At 34.8% G+C, this 19,639-nt stretch carries 15 protein-coding genes; 4 read left to right on the top strand and 11 right to left on the bottom strand.

The genetic code is table 11. From position 1 onward, the window contains the following. Positions 1-9: 9 nt before the first annotated feature. Positions 10-3,123, top strand: coding sequence for a Hint domain-containing protein (locus QMN76_RS01060; RefSeq protein ID WP_282023149.1), 3,114 nt, complete (start codon positions 10-12; stop codon positions 3,121-3,123). Positions 3,124-3,261: 138 nt separating this feature from the next. On the opposite strand, the gene QMN76_RS01065 is transcribed toward QMN76_RS01060, so the two are convergent. After that, positions 3,262-4,317 (bottom strand): SecDF P1 head subdomain-containing protein, encoded by a 1,056-nt coding sequence (locus tag QMN76_RS01065; RefSeq protein ID WP_282023147.1) that lies wholly within the window; start codon positions 4,315-4,317, stop codon positions 3,262-3,264. Between the two features lie 77 nt (positions 4,318-4,394). Between QMN76_RS01065 and QMN76_RS01070 the strand changes: the two genes are divergently transcribed. Next, positions 4,395-5,393: a Gfo/Idh/MocA family protein gene (locus tag QMN76_RS01070; RefSeq protein ID WP_282023146.1), complete on the top strand. Its 999-nt coding sequence runs from the start codon at positions 4,395-4,397 to the stop codon at positions 5,391-5,393. A gap of 49 nt (positions 5,394-5,442) precedes the next feature. Here QMN76_RS01070 and arsH read toward each other — a convergent pair whose 3' ends face one another. The 10 genes from arsH to QMN76_RS01120 form a co-directional block, all read right to left on the bottom strand. Continuing rightward, a complete protein-coding gene (gene arsH / locus QMN76_RS01075; RefSeq protein ID WP_282023144.1) occupies positions 5,443-6,147 on the bottom strand; it encodes an arsenical resistance protein ArsH in 705 nt (234 codons plus the stop codon). After that, positions 6,144-7,193 (bottom strand): ACR3 family arsenite efflux transporter, encoded by a 1,050-nt coding sequence (arsB, locus tag QMN76_RS01080; protein WP_034337406.1) that lies wholly within the window; start codon positions 7,191-7,193, stop codon positions 6,144-6,146. Before arsB ends, arsH begins: the two co-directional genes overlap by 4 nt. A gap of 8 nt (positions 7,194-7,201) precedes the next feature. Then, a complete protein-coding gene (locus QMN76_RS01085) occupies positions 7,202-7,477 on the bottom strand; it encodes a metalloregulator ArsR/SmtB family transcription factor (RefSeq protein ID WP_051461859.1) in 276 nt (91 codons plus the stop codon). Positions 7,478-7,572: 95 nt separating this feature from the next. Then, positions 7,573-9,381, bottom strand: a complete 1,809-nt coding sequence (locus QMN76_RS01090; RefSeq protein WP_282023579.1) for an ABC-F family ATP-binding cassette domain-containing protein — start codon at positions 9,379-9,381, stop codon at positions 7,573-7,575. 61 nt (positions 9,382-9,442) lie between these two features. Further along, positions 9,443-10,543, bottom strand: coding sequence for an acyltransferase family protein (locus QMN76_RS01095; protein ID WP_282023143.1), 1,101 nt, complete (start codon positions 10,541-10,543; stop codon positions 9,443-9,445). A 15-nt stretch (positions 10,544-10,558) separates the two neighbouring features. Further along, positions 10,559-11,824 (bottom strand): hypothetical protein, encoded by a 1,266-nt coding sequence (locus tag QMN76_RS01100; protein ID WP_282023142.1) that lies wholly within the window; start codon positions 11,822-11,824, stop codon positions 10,559-10,561. 35 nt (positions 11,825-11,859) lie between these two features. Next, positions 11,860-13,116 (bottom strand): hypothetical protein, encoded by a 1,257-nt coding sequence (locus QMN76_RS01105; protein WP_282023141.1) that lies wholly within the window; start codon positions 13,114-13,116, stop codon positions 11,860-11,862. Positions 13,117-13,124: 8 nt separating this feature from the next. Then, positions 13,125-14,447: a hypothetical protein gene (locus QMN76_RS01110; RefSeq protein WP_282023140.1), complete on the bottom strand. Its 1,323-nt coding sequence runs from the start codon at positions 14,445-14,447 to the stop codon at positions 13,125-13,127. 51 nt (positions 14,448-14,498) lie between these two features. Continuing rightward, positions 14,499-15,215, bottom strand: coding sequence for a TVP38/TMEM64 family protein (locus QMN76_RS01115; protein ID WP_282023139.1), 717 nt, complete (start codon positions 15,213-15,215; stop codon positions 14,499-14,501). Positions 15,216-15,221: 6 nt separating this feature from the next. Next, entirely contained in the window at positions 15,222-15,962 is a 741-nt protein-coding gene (locus QMN76_RS01120) for a glycosyltransferase family 2 protein (protein WP_282023138.1), read from the bottom strand. Positions 15,963-16,176: 214 nt separating this feature from the next. Here QMN76_RS01120 and cydD point away from each other — a divergent pair, with 214 nt between their 5' ends. Together cydD and cydC are read left to right on the top strand one after the other, a co-directional pair. Continuing rightward, positions 16,177-17,880 carry a thiol reductant ABC exporter subunit CydD gene (gene cydD, locus QMN76_RS01125; RefSeq protein WP_282023136.1) on the top strand — a complete coding sequence of 568 codons (1,704 nt, stop codon included), beginning with the start codon at positions 16,177-16,179 and terminating at the stop codon, positions 17,878-17,880. A gap of 1 nt (position 17,881) precedes the next feature. Beyond that, entirely contained in the window at positions 17,882-19,564 is a 1,683-nt protein-coding gene (gene cydC, locus QMN76_RS01130; protein ID WP_282023135.1) for a thiol reductant ABC exporter subunit CydC, read from the top strand. Positions 19,565-19,639: the final 75 nt, after the last annotated feature.

Raw genomic sequence — 19,639 nt, forward strand, 5'->3', positions numbered from 1 at the left:
AATAAAACTGTGAATGATAAGATAATTTCTTCTGGAAATATAATTAACACCAATAGTGATAATGGTAACATTTATCTTAACAGAGCTACTGTGATTACAGGTAATCAGTATGTTGATCAAGGACAAATTGCTAGCGATACAACGATTAGTAGTGGAACACAGTACGTTTCAGGAGGGAGAGCCATTAATACAAGTTTTTATAATGGATCTCAAGTTATCTCTTCAGGTGGTAGTGCTGACGGAAATTTTTTTTATGATGGATACGGATATCAAGTTGTTTCTGCAACAGACGCTTTCGTAGCTAACACCAGTATGAATAGTGGATATCAAAGAATACTAGGAAGTGCTATAAATACTAGTATTGGTAGTGGTATACAAGTGATTGGTGGTCTTGCATATGTATCTAATACTACTATCGATAATGGTGAGCAAGATATTTGGGGAGGTAATGTTCTTTATACCAAAATTGGTAATGGGAAGCAAAAAGATTGGGGAGCAGGAGTAGTTAGTAATACTACACTTATTAGTGGATCTCAAGAAGCTGGTGGAGCTAATTATACTAATAATTTTATTGATAATGGATTTCAAATAATTCATGCTGGAGTTGTTAGTAATACTAGTATTAATACTGGATATCAAATTATTTCTAATGGAAAACTTGATGGGTACCTTAAAAGCACAATTGTTGTTGATACACAAATTAATAGTGGTTATCAAACTATTTCAGGTGGAAGTGTTACTAATACAAGAATAAACAATGGCAATCAGTATATTTCTGGAGGAATTGTTTCTAACACTAATATTAACATTGGATCTCAAATTGTTTCAGCTGGAACTGTTTATGACACAAGTGTAAATAGTGGCGCACAAATTATTTATGGTGGGGCAATCAGCGGTATTACGCATTTATACACGAATGCCTCTCAAGTAATTATGTCAGGTGTTTATTTGAGTGGCGCAGTTGTTAGTGGTTCTGGAAGTCAAATAATTTCATCAGGTGGAGCAGTTTACAATAATACAATGCATGGAATAACACAGGTTATTTCATCTGGTGCTGTTGCGAGTGGAACAATTCTTGATGCAGATTTTTCTGTTTCATCTGGTAATAGTTTTTCCTATTCAGGAGACGGTGCCTCACAATTTGTTTTGGGTGGAGGAAGCGCTTATGGAACCATTATATGGGTTGGATCTCAGGTAGTATCATCCGGTGCTTTTGTGGATAGGACTGTTGTAAGAAATTTAGGTAGTCAATTTATTTCATCTGGTGCTATTGTTGAGAATACTACTCTTATTAATGGGGGTAAACAGTTTGTAAGTTCTGGTGCTAATATTAGCTATACAACGGTTTCACTTGGAGCAGTTCAATCTGTTTTATTTGGTGCTACTGTTGATTATACAAATATTGTTAGTGGTGGCTCCCAAACAGTTGCTTCTGGTGCCATTGTATATAATACGAGTATTCTTGGTTCTGGGCAGGGTACAGGGCGAACAAGTCAAACAATATTATCAGGAGGTATTGCAAGTAATACATTTATTAGTGGTGGATATCAAAATGTTGGTGATGGTGCGACAGCAAATAATACGACTGTGACTAATGGTGCTATTTATGCTGGTGATGGTTCAAATTTAGGCAATATTACTATTAATAATGGTGGTTGGTTAGATGTATCTATGGGTACAAATATTAAAGGCGAGGTTACATTAAATCCAGGTGGCAGTGCGTTGATAACAACATCTAATGGTGGGGTTATTAATCTAGTAGGTGATACAAATGGTGGATTAACGATTATTGGTGAACCACCATTAATTAACTGGGAAGGGAATGATGCAAGTGTTACCACTCAAATTCAAGGATTCTCTGGAACAGATGCAGATCATTCAGATAGTATTTTATTAGAATATGAAGATATCGAATTTGGAAAATTAACTGGTGTAACATTCCCAGATAATGATCATATTACCATTACAATGGATACAGGCTTTTCCCTTACGTTGAATATTGTTGGTATTAAGCAAACAGGATATTCAATTCAGACACCAAGTGATGGAGGATTAGGGTTAGTTCTAACAGTTTGTTTCTTGTCGGGAACAGAAATTCAAACAGAAACAGGAGTTAAAAATGTTGAAGCTTTGCAATCGGGTGACTTAGTAACGACTTATGATTGGGCTAAAAAGAAATATATTGAACGTGTAGTTACGTGGGTTGGGCAAAAATATTGTCGCGTTAATAAACATCTTCCTGATGATATGGCAGGGTATCCTGTACGTATATTAAAGGGGGCTATTGCTGAAAATGTTCCTTACAAAGATTTATTAATTACCGCTGAACATTGTTTATTCTTTGAAGATAAATTCATACCAGTTCGTATGTTGGTCAATGGATCAACAATTTTTTATGATTACTCTATAACTTCGTATGAATATTATCACGTTGAATTAGAGGAACATTCTGTAATTATTGCAGATGGTATGCTTACTGAGAGTTATTTAGATACAGGTAATCGTCATGCTTTTAATCACCATCATAAAGTAATAGAAACTTCTTTATGCTCTGCAAAAGATTGGACTAAGAACGCTGCGGCTCCTCTTGTTGTTGATAGAGGTGTGGTAGAACCATTATATAATGAACTCAAAGAACGCAACTCTATCGTAAAAACAGAGTATCAAGGACGTAATTACAAACTAATAGAAGATCCAGATATTTATTTGGTTACTGATCAAGGTGTAATCATTCGTCAAAAACGCGTTTTCAATGGTTATGTAACTTTTATGCTTCCATCAACAGTTCAATTTGTTTGGATTAACTCAAGAAGAAACCGCCTTTGTGATGTGATTGGTCCTTTCATAGATAACCGTCATTTCCTGGGTGTGTTGATTAATGAAATAAAAATTTATGCTGATAGTGCACTAGAGTTCATAGGAGCTCATAAAGAGCAAGAGGAGTTATTGGGTTGGCATGCAAGACAAGAACAATTAGGGCGTTGGACAAACGGAAAGGCCTTCTTACCAATTAATAGTAAGAACTTATCAGATAACTCAGTATTGTATATTTCAATGCAGATATTGGCTGGTGGCCCTTATCTAGAGATTGCTCAAGAAGATGAGATTATTCTTGCAAGTTAAAAGATTTATTCGGTTGATTTAATTCTTGATAAAAAGCTTGTTGTAAAGCAGGCTTTTATTCGTTGTATTAAGTAAAAATGCAAGAATATATATAAATATCAATTTCGAGTTAATAAAAATATAAGACGAGATTACAATTTATTTTGGAAAAATAGTTAACCTCTCAGTTTCAGCGACTTTGAAAGTGATTGGAATATAGTTCAAAGAAAGTAAATTAGCGATTGCATTAGCTTGCTGTTGTGAAAAATTCCCTTCAATCATTACCCTTCCACCGTATATAGGTGCTCTGATATGTGATGCAAATATAATTTTATTGTTCATAACGGTTGCTATAATTTTATCTACATTTTGGCGTGTAATATTATAAAGTTGTTCTTTATTTGAATTATCAAAATTTATATTTACGGAATAACTTTGTAAATACGGGTCGAATTTTGAGTCTGCGTTGATAATAGACTGACCGCTCATTAATTGTTGTTTATAGATTGGCAATGAGGTGTGTTGTGAAAATAAAAAAGGTAAAATGATTGTATCAATAGAGGAAGTATTATGAGAAATAGAATTCTCATTAACAAGATGCAATGTTACATTCCCAACATTTTGAAAAAGGTTTGATAGATTATTTTTATTATCTTCTATTGGTATAATTATGAATTTATTAAGCGCCATAGGCAACATTATTGCGTGTATATTATTGATCATCAAAACGTCTTGAATAATCCATTTAGACTTTAAATATAATTCTTTTTTAATGCTTTGTTTGGGAATTGTTAAAGTCATTTGCAGTTGGTTACCAATTAATTCATTTTTTACCTCTGCATTATTAAGTATATTTTTAGGTAATATTTGTATGATGTTTAATATATTTGTGGAATCTAGAGCGTTTTTGTAAAAAATAATTAAATCATTATCTTTTTTTGCGATTTCTATATTATGAATAGACCGCTTATCGATTTCATTTTGGAGCTGTAGAGAAATTTTTGATAATTTATAATCAATAACTTTGTCCATATTGGCTTCGATGATGAAATATTTTTTAGCAGTCAAAATATTTATAAGATTGTTTGGATAAGAAGCTAGATCAGAGAGAACACTATGAATGCAATTTGGTTTTGCTTGAACTGATTTCGTATAACCTAGGTTTGTAATAAAGAGAAAAATACTTACACAATAAAGAAAGATATTTTTATTCATCTTGAGGTATGTCATCATTATTTTCATATAGCTATTAATTTCAACAAAGAAACATTTTTAAACTAAAAGAGTGCAGCATGAAAGAAAAAACAATATTACGAGTAGGGCTTGTTGGCGCAGGATATTTTGGACGGTTTCATGCATTAAAAACGGCCGCCTCTCAACGTGAAGCGTTGGTTGGTGTTTATGACCCTGTTGTTGAAAATGCTGAACGAGTAGGCAAAGAGGCAGGTGGTGCACCTTACATGCCTTTGGATAAGCTGTTGGATCAATGCGAGGCTCTGATTATTGCGGCTCCTGCCGAGGAGCATTATAAACTTGCAGTTCAAGCTATTCAGGCAGGCAAACATGTTTTAATCGAAAAACCCATTGCTTCCACCCTAGTACAGGCTGATCATTTAATTGAGCTTTCTGAAAAGGCGGGTATTGTTTTACAAGTTGGACATTTATTGCGTTATTCCGCTGAACAAAAAGCGATTAGTGAACGGATCAAACGTCCTCTTTATATTGAAACAACCCGTATTGCACCGTTTAAGCCTCGTGGAGTAGATGTTTCTGTGGTTTTGGATTTGATGATTCATGATTTGGATTTGGTGATGGCAATTGTAAATTCTCCGATAGATAAAGTCGATGCATTGGGGGCTGCGGTAACTTCCGAATTCGAAGATATCGCAAATGCAAGGGTGACTTTTGTCAATGGGTGCGTTGCCACAATTGCAGCCAGTCGGATTTCCTTAAAAACTGAACGTAAAATGAGAATTTTCTCTGAAGAAGGTTATTTATCAGCGGACTTTATGGAAAAACAATTGGTCATGATTGGTCGAGAAAAAGGCTTGCCTCTGCCTGGCACGAATGGGTTCAGACGCGAAGCAGTTAAATGGAAAGATCACGATAATTTAGAACAAGAACACGCCGCCTTTGCTGCGTCTTGCCTCGATGGCGCACCTGTGATTGTCGATGCGGTGGCTGGACGAAATGCGTTGGAGGCTGCCTTGGCAGTGATTAATAGTGTGAAAGAGTCAAGAGAGCGGATGCAAGCATCAGGGTTGTTAAGCCCGAAGAAGATGAGTTTTTGATTTTAAATGGAAGAAATTAACCTTTCCATTTAAAAGATAGGTTGATGAGCTATATTTCTTTCTGATTAACTCGTTTTGACAATTCTTCTGCACTTTCGATGCGTTCAGAATAGCGGTTGGTTAAATAATCACTTTGTCCTCTGGTTAGTAATGTGAATTTATAGAGTTCTTCCATCACATCGACGATACGATTATAATAAGGAGATGGTTTCATACGGTCTTGCTCATCAAATTCTAAAAAAGCTTTGGGAACAGAGGATTGATTAGGAATAGTAATCATCCTCATCCATCGTCCCAAAATACGCATTTGATTCACGGTATTAAAGGATTGTGATCCACCACAAACTTGCATTAATGCCAAGGTCTTGCCTTGAGTATTTCGAATAGTTCCCGCAGCTAATGGGATCCAATCAATTTGAGCTTTAAAAATAGAGCTCATTGAGCCATGGCGTTCGGGAGAACACCATACCATGCTCTCTGACCATGCTAATAATTCATAAAGTTCTTTGACTTTTGGATGAGTATTTTTGGCGTTTTCGGGCAAAGGCAATCCTTTGGGATGAAATATTTTTACCTCACCACCAAGATATTCTAGAATTCGGCCTGCTTCTTGTACTGTCAATCGACTATAAGATTTCTCACGATTAGACCCATAAAGTAATAAAAAACGTGGTGGATGGGTTAAGTTTTTAGCTTGCACTTTGTCAAAAGAAGGTTTTTCAATTTGTTCTATATGAATATTTGGAAGAATCATGCGGATTGTTCTTTCTTAAAATATTTGCGGTTAAAGCTTAACGCAACATTTACTAATAAAATCAAAGCTGGTACTTCGACCAAAGGGCCAATGACGGTTGTAAATGCAACGGGTGAGTTGAGCCCAAATGTTGCAATTGCAACAGCCAAAGCAAGTTCAAAATTATTCCCTGCTGCGGTAAAGGAAATTGAGGTCGTAATGGGATATGTATTGCCCATCCATTTGCTGATAAAAAAGCTAATCATAAACATCAGCACAAAATAAATAATCAGAGGAACAGCAATTTTAATGACATCTAAAGGTAAATGAACGATATCGTTGCCTTTAAGGGAAAACATCGCAATAATTGTTAATAACAGTGCAATCAGGCTAATAGGGCTGATTTTTGGTAAGAATTGATCTTGATACCAATTAGCACCTTTTATATGGATGAAGATAACTCTGGTTAAAAAGCCTAATAAAAAGGGAATACCTAGATAGATCAATACAGAATGGGTTACTAACCAAAAATCAATATAAATAACTTCTGATTTAATTCCCAAAAATGGAGGAAGGTAGGTTAAAAAGAACCATGCATATGTGCTGAAAAATAGAATTTGGAAAATACTATTAAAAGCAACCAAGGCTGCTACATATTGATTATCTCCTTTTGCTAAATCATTCCAAACCAATACCATCGCAATACATCTGGCCAACCCGATCAGGATTAATCCTGTCATATATTCATAGTTATAACGTAAAAATATAAATGCCAGCACAAACATTAAACACGGCGCAATAATCCAATTTAAAATTAAAGATAAAGTTAGTGTTCGTTTATCTTTAAATATTTTTGGTAGAGTTGCATAATTGATTTTAGCCAGCGGTGGATATATCATTAAAATTAATCCGATAGCAATTGGAATATTGACATTATGAACGCTAGATTGGTTTAAAAATTGTGGAATTTGTGGAATAAAATTTCCAATTGTAATGCCGATCGCCATGGCAATAAAAATCCATAGCGTCAGGTTGCGATCTAAAAAAGAGAGTTTTGATTGGGACATATTGCTTTTTATGCTAAGGGATGGTGGGAAAGAGTGGTTAAAATTTCTTTTGCCCAAATGGGAAGGTCTGGATTTAAACGATAATATACCCATTGACCTTGGCGTTGATCCAGCAAGATCGCATGAGTTCGAAGTAATGCTAGATGACGAGAAATCTTTGGTTGGCTAAATGCCAGTTGCTCTGTGAATTCGCAAACGCAAATATTACTCTTGCTGATTACCATTTTTATGATTTGCAAACGAGTAGGGTCAGAAAGACATTTGAAGAAATCTGTTTGGTTCATTGATATATCCTTTAATATGAATATATATATATACGAATAATCATATATATTCAATCACAAAATCACTTTCTGATTTAGAGGCATTTTAAATAAGATTAACTTTGCTTCAATTCTTCTTGTAACATTTCCAACTCCAACCAACGTTCTTCCATCTGATGATGTTCTTGATGGGCTTTGGTCAGTTGCTCTGTGAATTTATGGAAAGATTTTGGATCTTTTTCATAAAGAACAGGATCAGCTAGTTTTTCATTGAGTAACGCAATCTGAGTATCTATTTTTTCTATTTTTTCAGGTAAATGATCTAGCTCATATTGATCTTTATAAGAGAGTTTCTGTGTCTTGCTTTTGACTGGCTTGCCAGAATTATCAGCTTTAGAGGCAGCTTTTTTAACAACTTCCTCTTCTTTCTGGCTTTGTTTACGCAGTGCCATCATGTCTGAGTAACCACCAGCATATTCAAGCCATTCGCCATTTCCATTGGCTATCAAAGTCGAGGTTGCCACGCGATCCAAGAAATCACGGTCATGGCTAACAACCAGAACAGTGCCAGGATAGGATGCAAGCAGTTCTTGTAATAAATCCAAAGTTTCCAAATCCAGATCATTGGTCGGTTCATCAAGAATTAAAACGTTAGAGGGTTTTGCTAGTGCACATGCCAAAAGTAACCGAGCTTTTTCCCCACCAGATAATGCATGAACAGGTGTTTTGGCTTGCTCTGGGTTAAACATGAATTCTTTCATATAACCTACGACATGTTTTTTTTCATCTCCAATTTGAACATAATCTCCACTGCCACTGGTCATTGTATCCGCAAGCGTTTTATTGGGGTCTAATAATTTGCGTTGTTGATCTAATGTATTGACCTCAAGGTTTGCCCCAATTTTAATTTCCCCACTATCGGGGGTTTCTAAGCCTGTTAAAAGGCGTAAAAGAGTTGTCTTGCCTGCACCATTCGGGCCAACAATTCCCAAACGATCTCCACGCAAAACACGCAGATCAAGGTTTTGAACAATGACCTGATCACCATAGGCTTTGTTGATTTGCTCTGCCACTACCACCAATTTTCCTGAAATATCTGCTTGAGTAGCTTGCATAGAAGTCATAGACGGGTTTTTAACAATCTCTTGGCGTTTCGTGCGTAAGTCAGCCAGCTCTGCCATCCGGCGAACATTGCGTTTTCGACGAGCCGTAACACCATAACGAACCCAGTGTTCTTCTCTAACAATTTGACGGTTGAGTTTATGTTGCTCAAGGGCTTCTTGTTCAAAGAATTCTTCTTTCCATTGTTCAAATTGCGAGAATTTTTGCTCTAATTGTCGCGTTTGTCCTCGATCTAACCAAATAATACCATTCGCTATATTTTCCAAAAAGCGACGATCATGGCTGATGATAATCATAGCCGATGATAGTGATTTTAATTCAGCTTCCAACCACTCAATTGCAGGGAGATCTAAATGGTTCGTAGGTTCGTCCAACAATAATAAATCGGGTTTAGGAGCCAATGCTTTGGCCAAAGCACAACGGCGAGCTTCCCCACCTGATAAATGTTTTGGATTTTCGGTGCCATCTAGCCCCAGCGCATCAAGTAAAATTCGTGCACGATAATGATCTTCATGGTCAGGTAACACAGAACACACATAGTCTAATGTCGTATTAAATCCCGAGAGGTCTGGCTCTTGTGTTAAATATTGCACAGACGTCCCAGGTTGTAAAAAGATACTGCCAGAATCAGCATGTTGCTGTCCTGTTGTAATTTTTAATAAAGTTGATTTTCCAGACCCATTACGTCCCACTAAACACACACGCTCTCCTGCGCTAAGGCTGAAGCTTGCATTATCGATAAGCGGTTTTCCCCCAAGGGTAAAAGAAACATCTTGTAGCAAAAGAATAGGTGTGGACATAATGAATAGAACCTAATGTCAGATATTATATTTTTAATATAGTAAAAAGTTTATATTGAAATATTTAATTTCCAACTTTGTTTTTTGATAGTATTTTAAAAGAAAGTCGTTGAGAGTAATGAATGCTGGGGCGCTCAATCATATAATAGCTCAATATACTAATTAAAATAGTTGTTATTATTTCTATAATAGAATGATAAATAATTGGTAAATGTTGATAGAAGTTTAACTTAAGATTTATTAGAAGACTTAGTCCTATTATCGGAAAATGCCATAAATAAATAGAGTAAGATATATCACCAAGTTTTTTTAGAGATGTTGGTATATATATTTTATTATGATATTCTAATCCAACAAAACCATATAAGAGCAATGCTGAACCAAATCCATTCAAATATACAATCTCCCAATATCCAAGGTAAGCGTGTTTAGGAACATTTACATAAGCATTTGATGCACCAATAAGAATTACTATTGCTCCAAATGTAATACTTATATATTTATCATAGAAAACATTTTTTCTTCTAATTAAAATAGGTAAAAGTAAGCCTCCTATAAAAAACTCTAAGACTCTGGGGTCTGTCATAGTATAATAATTAAAAGTGAATATATTATTATGATGGAGGATTATAAATATAAAAAGAATTCCTCCCCAACATAATAAAAATTGAATGAAGTATTTTTTGTTAAAAAAACATAAAAATAAGAATACACCCAAGTAGAAAAAAACTTCAAAAGAAAGAGTCCATGCTACGCCTAAAAATGGATAAATATGTGCTAATAATAATATAACTTTGAAATCATATAATTTTTGAAATTCAATACCGCGATAACCGATTAGAAATGTTATGTAAGCAGCTACAGATATAGTAATCCAAAAAAGAGGATAAATTCTGAAAAATCTTTTAATTAAAAAACAAAAAGCATTCTTAAAGGAGCACTCATTTGTTTTAAAAATTAACAAAGTTATAATAAATCCACTAATAATAAAAAATAAATCAACACCCCAATTACCAATAGATATAAAGATACGTCCTAATTCCGCAATGATAGAGTGGGTATTTTCATTAGATCCAATTTTAGATGTGATGCAGTGTACACAGCATATTAATAAAGCAGCGATACCACGAAGTGCCTGTATGCTATTAAAAGTTTGTTTTGTCATTTCTAGGTCTTTTGATTATTTTTTTACAGGAAGTTTTATTTGGATCCAATTAGAAGGCCATATTTGGAAAGTGTAGTCTGGATCTTTTTTCCATAATGCTACTTGCTGTTGCCAAGATAAGTAATTTTTAGGTGCTTTGACAATGAATGCTGGTTGTGTAAAAAAATGAATTCCACCAATAAAAATTAACCAACAAATAATTGTTTTGCCAATTTTTCGTCTTGCGTTAGGTAAATGATATGTTATGTAAACAAGCATAATACATAATAAAGATTGGCTGATAAATACGTAACGTTGATTAGCGAATGGAACTAAAAAGCTATTTCTATCCCCGATTGATCCGATAATAGAAATGCAAAAAAGTGTTAAAGCCGCTAGGAAAAGGAATATAGCGGATCTTGTCGTTGCGTTTTTATAAAAAATATAAATTATACCTGTGATGAATAAAGCCACAATGACACAAGGGAATACGAATGCATATAGATCATGCATATGATCATGTAAAAACGCCATATATGGCACTGTGTAGGAATTATTACCTAAAAAGGGAATATATAGTTCATGAATAAAGAAAATATTCAAAAAATCACTTACAAAGAACGCATGAAGGCGACCGTCTACTTTCTCATAGAAGAAAAAATACTGTATTAAACAACTGAGTAATAAAATTGAAAATTGTTCAATCCGAAGTTTATTTTTATCGATCCAGCAACGTATCGCATAAATAGGTAAAAGAGCAAAAACCATTAAACCAGAAAGCCCTGCTAGCAGTAAAATGATTATTTTTAACCATCTTTGATAAGAGTAACTGGGTTGAAGAATGAGGATAACACCACAAGCCAAAGTTAATTGAAACTGAATATGTAAACTATGTAAAGATGTCTCTGCTGTTTCAGGAACAAAGAGCAGCAATAAAGTTAAAAATAATCTTACTTGAAAAGAGACAAGCCATTCATCTTTTGCAGTTAAGAGTAAAAACAAAGGTAACAGTTGGAATAAAATTCCAATAATTGTTGTCAAATAAGGTGCATACTCAAAAGGAATACACCATCTTGCAATCAGGGTGACCCCATTTGTAGAAAGGTTTAAATAGCCAGCAAAAGGATGAAACAATGCTTGTAGAGGAGACATAGTCCAAGCATTGTAAAAGAAAATATACCCTTCTTCTGCCCAAAAGCGCCCATATAAAAACACGTCTGGTGCACGTAAGCACATTATGATTACAAACAAGAACAATAGCGCAATGGTTTGGATAGAGCGGTTACGTTTGAATGATGGCATATTTAAAGCTTTGAATATGTTTAATGAATATAATTTCAGTCAGAGTGTATTTTTATAAACCACCCTTTGGGCCATATTGCAATATTAATATTGGGATTTTGTTTTATTAATTTTATCTGTTGTCTCCACGGGGGGACACCATAAGAATGCGAGACAAAATGATAATAATTATAAGTATTGGCAATTAATAACCAAATACTTAAAGTAATACAAAAATATTTCCCCAATTTAGGTAGAGAATAAATAAAATAAACCAATAATAGACACATTAATGATTGGTTTATAAAAGCATAACGTTGATTAAAATAAGGTTCAAAAAACCAGTAACTTGGACCGATTGCTCCAAAAGTGGAAAGTGCAAGGTTCAATAAAGCGCTAATTAACAAGTAGCCAGCAAGCCTTGTTCTCGGATAATTATAAAAACAATATATTAGGAGCAGCAAAACAAATATACTTACACTACAGGCAAATATAGGTAGTTGCTGATTTTTAACTAATGATTGTAAATATAATAGATAAGGATTTGATAAAGAATTATTACCAAATAACGGAAGATATATATCTTTAGCAAAGAAAATACTTAGAAAATCTATAAAGGACGTATGATATTGGCGTTGATTAAAAGAGGTATAAAAAAAAGAAAATTGAATGATATTACCAACAAGCAATGTTAAGAATTGCTCTATTCTAGGACGGTCTTTATCAATAAGGCAGCGACATAAATATAGAGGAATTAAAATAATGCTTATTACACCAGAAAGAGCGGTTAAAAAAAGAATACTTAATTTAAACCATCTTTGATGTATTGGCTGGGTATCTAGTATTAAAATAATTGCAGTTGCTAAGGTTAACTGGAATTGAATATGTAAACTTTGTAATGAAATTTCCAGGGATTCAGGAACGAAAAGAAGTAATAAAGCGGCTAACAAACGGATTTTAAAAGAACTCAGCCATTTATCTTTGGCGGTTAAAATCAGAAAAGTTGGTAAAAGTTGAAATAATAGGCCTATTATCATAGTGACATAAGGCGCGTATTTTAAAGGTACACACCATTTGGCAAGAAGTGTTGCTCCATTAACAGGAAGATTTAGATAACCACCATAAGAGAAAAATAGCGATTTTATAGGATTGCTTAGCCAAGCATTTAAAAAAAATCCGCCTTCCTCTGCCCAAAAACGACTTTCAATGATAACTTCTGGTGAGCGCGTTATATGGATACAGGCTATTACTAATAATAGGAAAAAAGTTTGATATTTTTTTTTGTCATAATAATTTTGAATAGTTATCTTCATCAGAATGTCTAATTATTTTTTGGTGCCGTGTGTGTAGATAGTTGTTTGGGTATAACCATATACCAACCACTACTCCAGATTTTAGGGTGATATTCAGGATCATTTCTCCATTTTTCTAACTCTTGCCTCCAAACATGTCCAGCGCCATCTTTAGCTTCAGGCAGCAGTTGAAAAAAATTAAAAGAACCAACGATAAGCACCCATATAATAGTAGCATTAGCTACAATTTTTCCTGCTCTGGGTAATGTTATAGAAAAATAAAGAAGCATTAGAGCGAATAAAGCTTGGCTGAGAAATGCATAGCGTTCTGTAAAATAAGGATTAACTAATTGAATTGTGCCACCAACAACACCATAAATGGAAATACAAACCATCAGTATAGCTGTGATAAAAAAAAGTAATCCTTTGCGTGTTTTGGAATATTTGATGAAAATACTGGAGATAAAAATAATAAAAAAACTTGAAATTAAACAGGCTTTTATTGAAATCTGATGAGCCTCAACTTTATGAAATATATTGGCCATAATTCCTATAGACACGTGATAACGATGCCCTAAAAATGGAAAGATTATATCTCTAACATATAGAACACTACAAAAATCATTATAAGAAAAATGGCGTTGACGTACGATTGCAAAGTTATCAATATCGATTTTATGTACTAAGTTAAATAAGTAAAAAGAAAGTTGAATTGAGCTGCCTAATACAAGTGCAATAGTTTGTTCATTACGTAAATTTTCTTTTTCTAGCCAAGATTTTGCAACAAATATCGGAATAAGAACAACAGGGAGTAAGCCACATAAAGGGGCAAAAAAAAGTAAAAAAAGCTTAAAGTAACGTTTATTTTTGATGTCCGTTTTTAAGAATGCTATGATTGTACAGGCCAACGCAAGGTGAAATTGAAGATGAAGGCTTTGTAAAGATATTTCAGAGGATTCTGGAACGAATAATAGCAATAAAGTTGCCAGTAATCGAACGTAAAAAGGGGATAGCCATTCATCTCTAGCTGTTAATAACAAATATATAGGAGTGATTTGAACAACCAATCCAACAAAGATTGTAAAGTAAGGTGCGAATTCTAAAGGAATATATAAATATCTGGCAATTAAGGTGGCGCCGCTGGCACCTAGATTAATATATCCACCAAAAACCACAAATAAAGCGTTCAAGGGGCTCATATTATAAGCATTAGCGTAAAATATATATCCTTCTTCTGCCCAAAAGCGGCCTTGAGTAAAGATATCAGGAGCACGAATAAAAAGAAATAATATATAAACAAATAGCAAGAGGCTGGTTTGATTACTGCGTTTATCTAATATATTGCCAGACAAAATATAAGACTTTCACTATATACTAAAAGATAAAATACGTTTTAAATTTATTTAGTTAGGGTCAGGGAGTTTGATAATTTTATTGACAATTTTTCCTAAATGCCAAATTAGTAGTCCTGTTCCAATAAAAGCAATGGCTAATAATAGATGTTTAATAGAAGCAATATGTTGTGTTTGTAAAGAAGTAACTTCTGTGCTGGCGATATGCCCCATGACGACATAACCAAACAAGGCTGGTAAAGAAGCAAGAGTTCCAATGAGATAAGCTCTTACAGAAATAGACGTCAACCCCAAAGCATAACTGGTTAAAGCAAAAGGCATAATGGGTGAAATACGTAATAAGCACACCAGTTTCCAACCATCAAGATGAAGTAAATTATCCAGTTTTTGCATTCTTGAAGATCGTTTTAAAAATTTTTCTATAAACGATCTAAAGATAGAGCGACTAAGATAAAACGAAATAAAAGCGCCAATCAAGGTGGCAATAGCAGAAAGGATAAACCCCTGCAATATACCATACAAAGCACCAGAACCAAAAGCAGCAGTGGATGCAGGTAATACGCCACATAAGGCAATAATAACTTGTATAATTTCGCTGATAATAAGCTCTTTGAGGGTAGAGGCTTGTTTTCTTTGTTGATAGAATTCTATTAATTGATGAAGAGTATCTGTATTACGACTGATTAAGATCCAGGCTCCAATTATGCTAATCGCGACCAAAAAAATGATAAATAAACAAAATGATTTTTTAGAAGTTTTTTGAGACATAATAATTTATTTTTTGAATAGTGTATTTGAAATCAGCCCCAATTTATGTAACCGATACTCAATTGATGTCTTTAATACGCCCAGCCCATAAATAGTGCTGCGTTTTAAGTTAATAGAAGAAGCTTCTTTAAAATATTTAGTTGGGCAAGAAATTTCCCCAATACTAAAATTTTGATTAATAGCTTGTGCTAACATCTGATTGTCGAAGATAAAATCGTCTGAACAGCGATCAAGAGGCAAGGCTTTTAGGACTTCTTTGGTCCATCCTCTGTATCCTGTATGGTATTCTGAAAGCTTAGTGTTAAGTAAAATATTTTGAATAAATGTTAAGCCACGATTGGCAATATATTTATAAAGTGGCATTCCACCTTTCAAAGCACCTTTTCCCAAAATACGAGAGGCAATAACAGCATCATAATGGCCTGAAGTTAACATACTGACCATAGCTCTCAATAATTTAGGGCTGTATTGATAATCAGGATGTAACATAATAACGACATCAGCCCCTCTTTCCAAAGCGGCTTTGTAACAGGTTTTTTGATTTGCACCATATCCTTTGTTTTTGGCATGAATAATGGTATAAATATTTAACTTTTGGGCGATTTTAGCTGTTTCATCTTTGCTTGCATCATCAGTTAGAATAATATCATCTATAAGATCTTGAGGAATCTCATCAAAAGTTCTTTGTAATGTCTGAGCCGCATTATATGCAGGTAAAACAACCGTTATTTTTTTATTATTCATCATGATATTTGTGTTTCATTTAAATTATGAATTAAATAATTGTTTAACACATGAGACTTATTTTTTAAAAGCATTAATGTTTGAAAGTAAATTAGTTGTTTTATTTTAGTAACAGTAAAAAAATAAATTTTACTTGTTAGGTCGGCTAATTATAGATAGAACCATAGTTAAACGCCTATAAACACTTGGTCTTGTGGATTGGACAAAGCGGATTTACATGCAAAATAATAAAGCAAAAATTAAAAATTGGACGAAACAGCAAACTAGAATTGGAAAAAAGGCAGTTTTGCCACTTATAATATTGGGAATTATATCCAGCTTTATTGCTGTTGCATTGGCATGTTGTGTTGCGCAAATCCTGGGTATTTTACTGGTTCCTTCTTTATTGTTTTCTCTTGGGTTTGATCCATCTATATTACTAGCTAGTTTTGTTATTTTATTTATAATCAAAGGGATGATTATTTATAGCGAAGATTTATTAAGTGCTAAAATTGGGTTAAAAGCGCGTCATCGGTTACGCAAAGATTTTGTTCAACAAATTATGCAAATTGGTCCATCGATTTTATATCGACAATCAGGGGGTGGCTTGGCAACCTTAATTGTCGATCAGGTAGAGTCTTTGGATGGTTATTTTTCCAGATGGCTTCCTGCTTCAGTATTATGGCTAGTATCCCCGTTAATTATTTTAGTTTGTGTTTATTTTGTTCAACCATGGGCAGCTTTGGTAATAGGGGTATGCGGATTAATGGTACCAATTGCACAAGCAGTTTTTGGTATCGGCGCTGCCGTTGCGGCAAGACAACAATTTTTAGCAATGACACGCTTGCAAGCTCGATTTTTGGACCGTATTCAAGGAATTGCAACAATTGTCTTGGCTGGTAGAGCTGAAGATGAAGCAAAAAAGATTGCGCAATCTGCAAATGAGCTCAGGTTTAGGACGATGAAAGTGTTGCGCGTGGCTTTTTTATCTTCGGCCTCAATTGATTGTGCTATGATTGTCGCTATTATTTTGGTTGCGATCATGGATGTGCGACATTTTGCAGCTGCTGAACAAGGTGCAGTCACAATTCCAGTAGTTCATGCTTTATTTGCTTTATTAATCATTCCTGATTTTTTTGCACCCTTACGTAGCCTTGCCCTAGCATACCAAGACAAAGCGAAATTAACAGGTGCAGCGGCTTCAGCGGTTGAGTTGCCAGAGATTGGTCATGAGGTAGAAAAAACAGTAATTTTATCTAAAAATAAACCTGTTAGTATTGTTTTTGATAACGTCTCGTATATTTGGGATGAAAAAAGAGGGCGTGCAGTTGACCAGATCAGTTTTGAAGTTGCACCGAATAGCACAACGCTTTTAATTGGGGCGTCTGGTGCAGGAAAATCTACAATTATCAGTATGTTACTAGGTTTTATTAAACCAACTTCAGGCAAGATTTTATTCAATGGTCAAGATGCTTCTCTGATTAATCATAATTCACTATCTGATTTAACGGCTTGGATTGGTCAGAAACCTGTTATATTTCTAGGAACTATCAAAGAAAATATCCTATTTGCAAAACCTGATGCAACACAAGAAGAACTACAAAAAGCCGTAAAAGCCGCAGCAATTGATCAATATTTAGAAGCTTTACCAAAAGGACTTGATACTGTGATTGGTGAGGGAGGATATGGATTGTCGGGAGGGCAGGCACAAAGAGTAGCAATCGCCAGAGCCTATCTTAAAAATGCGTCTTTATTATTCCTTGATGAGCCAACAGCACATTTAGATCCAGTTACCGAACAAGATATTTTCAAGAGCTTGGTTGATTTAGCACAAAACAGAACCGTTATTATGGCAACACATTCTGCTTTGGGACAACAACTCAAGGGAAATCATATTGAACTTGATCATGGGCATATTATTGCTCAGACAGAGGTGAAATAAGATGTCTGAATTTCAAGATCCTTTGGCACAAAAAGAAACACCCAAAGCAGCTTTTCAGCAAATTTTTAAAATTTGGAAACCTCATTTCGTTTCGTTAATGATAGGGATTGTCTTCTCTTTAATTGCACTGGCTTTGGGTTTGACCTTAATGGCTTCTGCTGGAGGTAAGATCGCATTTGCAGCGATGGGAATGGCGATTATCAGCTCTGTGTTCTTAAAAATGCTAGGTGGCGGACGCCTGTGCATGCGTTATGTAGAGCGTTTATACACTCATAATGTAATGTTCAAAGCGATTGCTGATCTTCGAGTTTGGTTTTTTTCTAAACTATCCAAAGGGGCAGCAGCAGGCCTGGGTTTTCGTCACAGTGGAGACGTTTTGTCCCGTCTTGTCTCTGATATTGAGACGTTAGATGGTTTGTATTTACGGTTAATGTTACCTTTTGCGGGGTCAATATTAACATTCATAGTTTTACTAGTTATTATTGGGTCTATTCACATACCTTTGGCTGTATGTGTTGCTGGATTATATTTTCTGGCAGGCTTTGTTTGTCCTATTATTTCAGCATTAATTACCAAAAAACATGGACAAACCTTGCTGCACTCTGTCGCACAGCTCAGAATAAGTGTTTTGGATTTTATTCACGGTCTCAGGGAAATTCGTGCCTTTGGTGCTGAAAGCCGTATTGAGGATTTATTAGAAGATAGAGAAAAGGTACTATTTTATAAGCAATTTCATCAGGCTAAGAAAATAGCTTTGATGAGTTTTATCTCTTTTGTATTAAGTCAAATAGCTGTTTTACTTGTTTTAGCGGCAGCTTTAAATATTGGCTTTCACGGAATAGGTGCAGCTCATATTGTTGTTTGTTTATTTTTAGTTATTACTGCTTTTGAAGTCGTGATTCCTTTAACCCGAGCTGGTGGATTAGCGGGTCAAATTATTAATGCTGCAACGCGTGTAGTTGGCGTTAATCAAGATCATGTTAATAATATTCCCAAAGGGACAGAGCAAGCTCCTGAGCAAACAGATATTCAGTTTAATCATTTAGGATTTCAGTGGGATAAGAATCAACCTTTTGTATATCGTGATTTAAACCTTACAATCCTTCAAGGACAAAGAGTGGCTATTATCGGCCCTTCAGGTGCGGGTAAATCGACATTAGCAGCATTGTTGTTAAAGGTCATCGTACCTCAAGAAGGTAATATTACCCTAGGGGGGAAAGATATTGCCCTTATAAGCGAGGATTCTGTACGCACAAAAATTGCTTGGCTTTCACAAAATACGCATTTATTTGATGATACGATTCGTCAAAATTTATTACTCAGCCATCCTCAGGCAACTGATGATGAGTTATGGCAGGCTTTGTCCGAGGCTGCGGTTGCTGATGTTGTTAAAGCTATGCCTGATGGATTGGATACTTGGTTGGGTGAAGGTGGTATAAAGGTTTCTGGAGGGCAGGGACGTCGTATTGCGTTGGCCAGAACTTTACTATCGAAGGCACCGATTCTGTTACTTGATGAGCCCACAACAGGACTTGATGCAGATACAGAGGCTGAATTTTTTAATATTTTAAATCAGGTTGCCTCTAATCGAACTATTATTTTGATTGCTCATCGCCTTACGGGCGTGGAAAAGCTTGATAAAGTATGGCGTTTATCTGACACTCGTTTGATTTCTTTAAATTAAAAAAATTTTTATATTTTTTATGTTAAAATGTGGGTATGTTACGAGGTAAGTTATTATAGCTTTGTGCTTTAAAGT

Origin of the sequence: Commensalibacter papalotli (ex Botero et al. 2024), assembly GCF_947179115.1 — a bacterium.
Lineage (GTDB): Bacteria > Pseudomonadota > Alphaproteobacteria > Acetobacterales > Acetobacteraceae > Commensalibacter > Commensalibacter papalotli.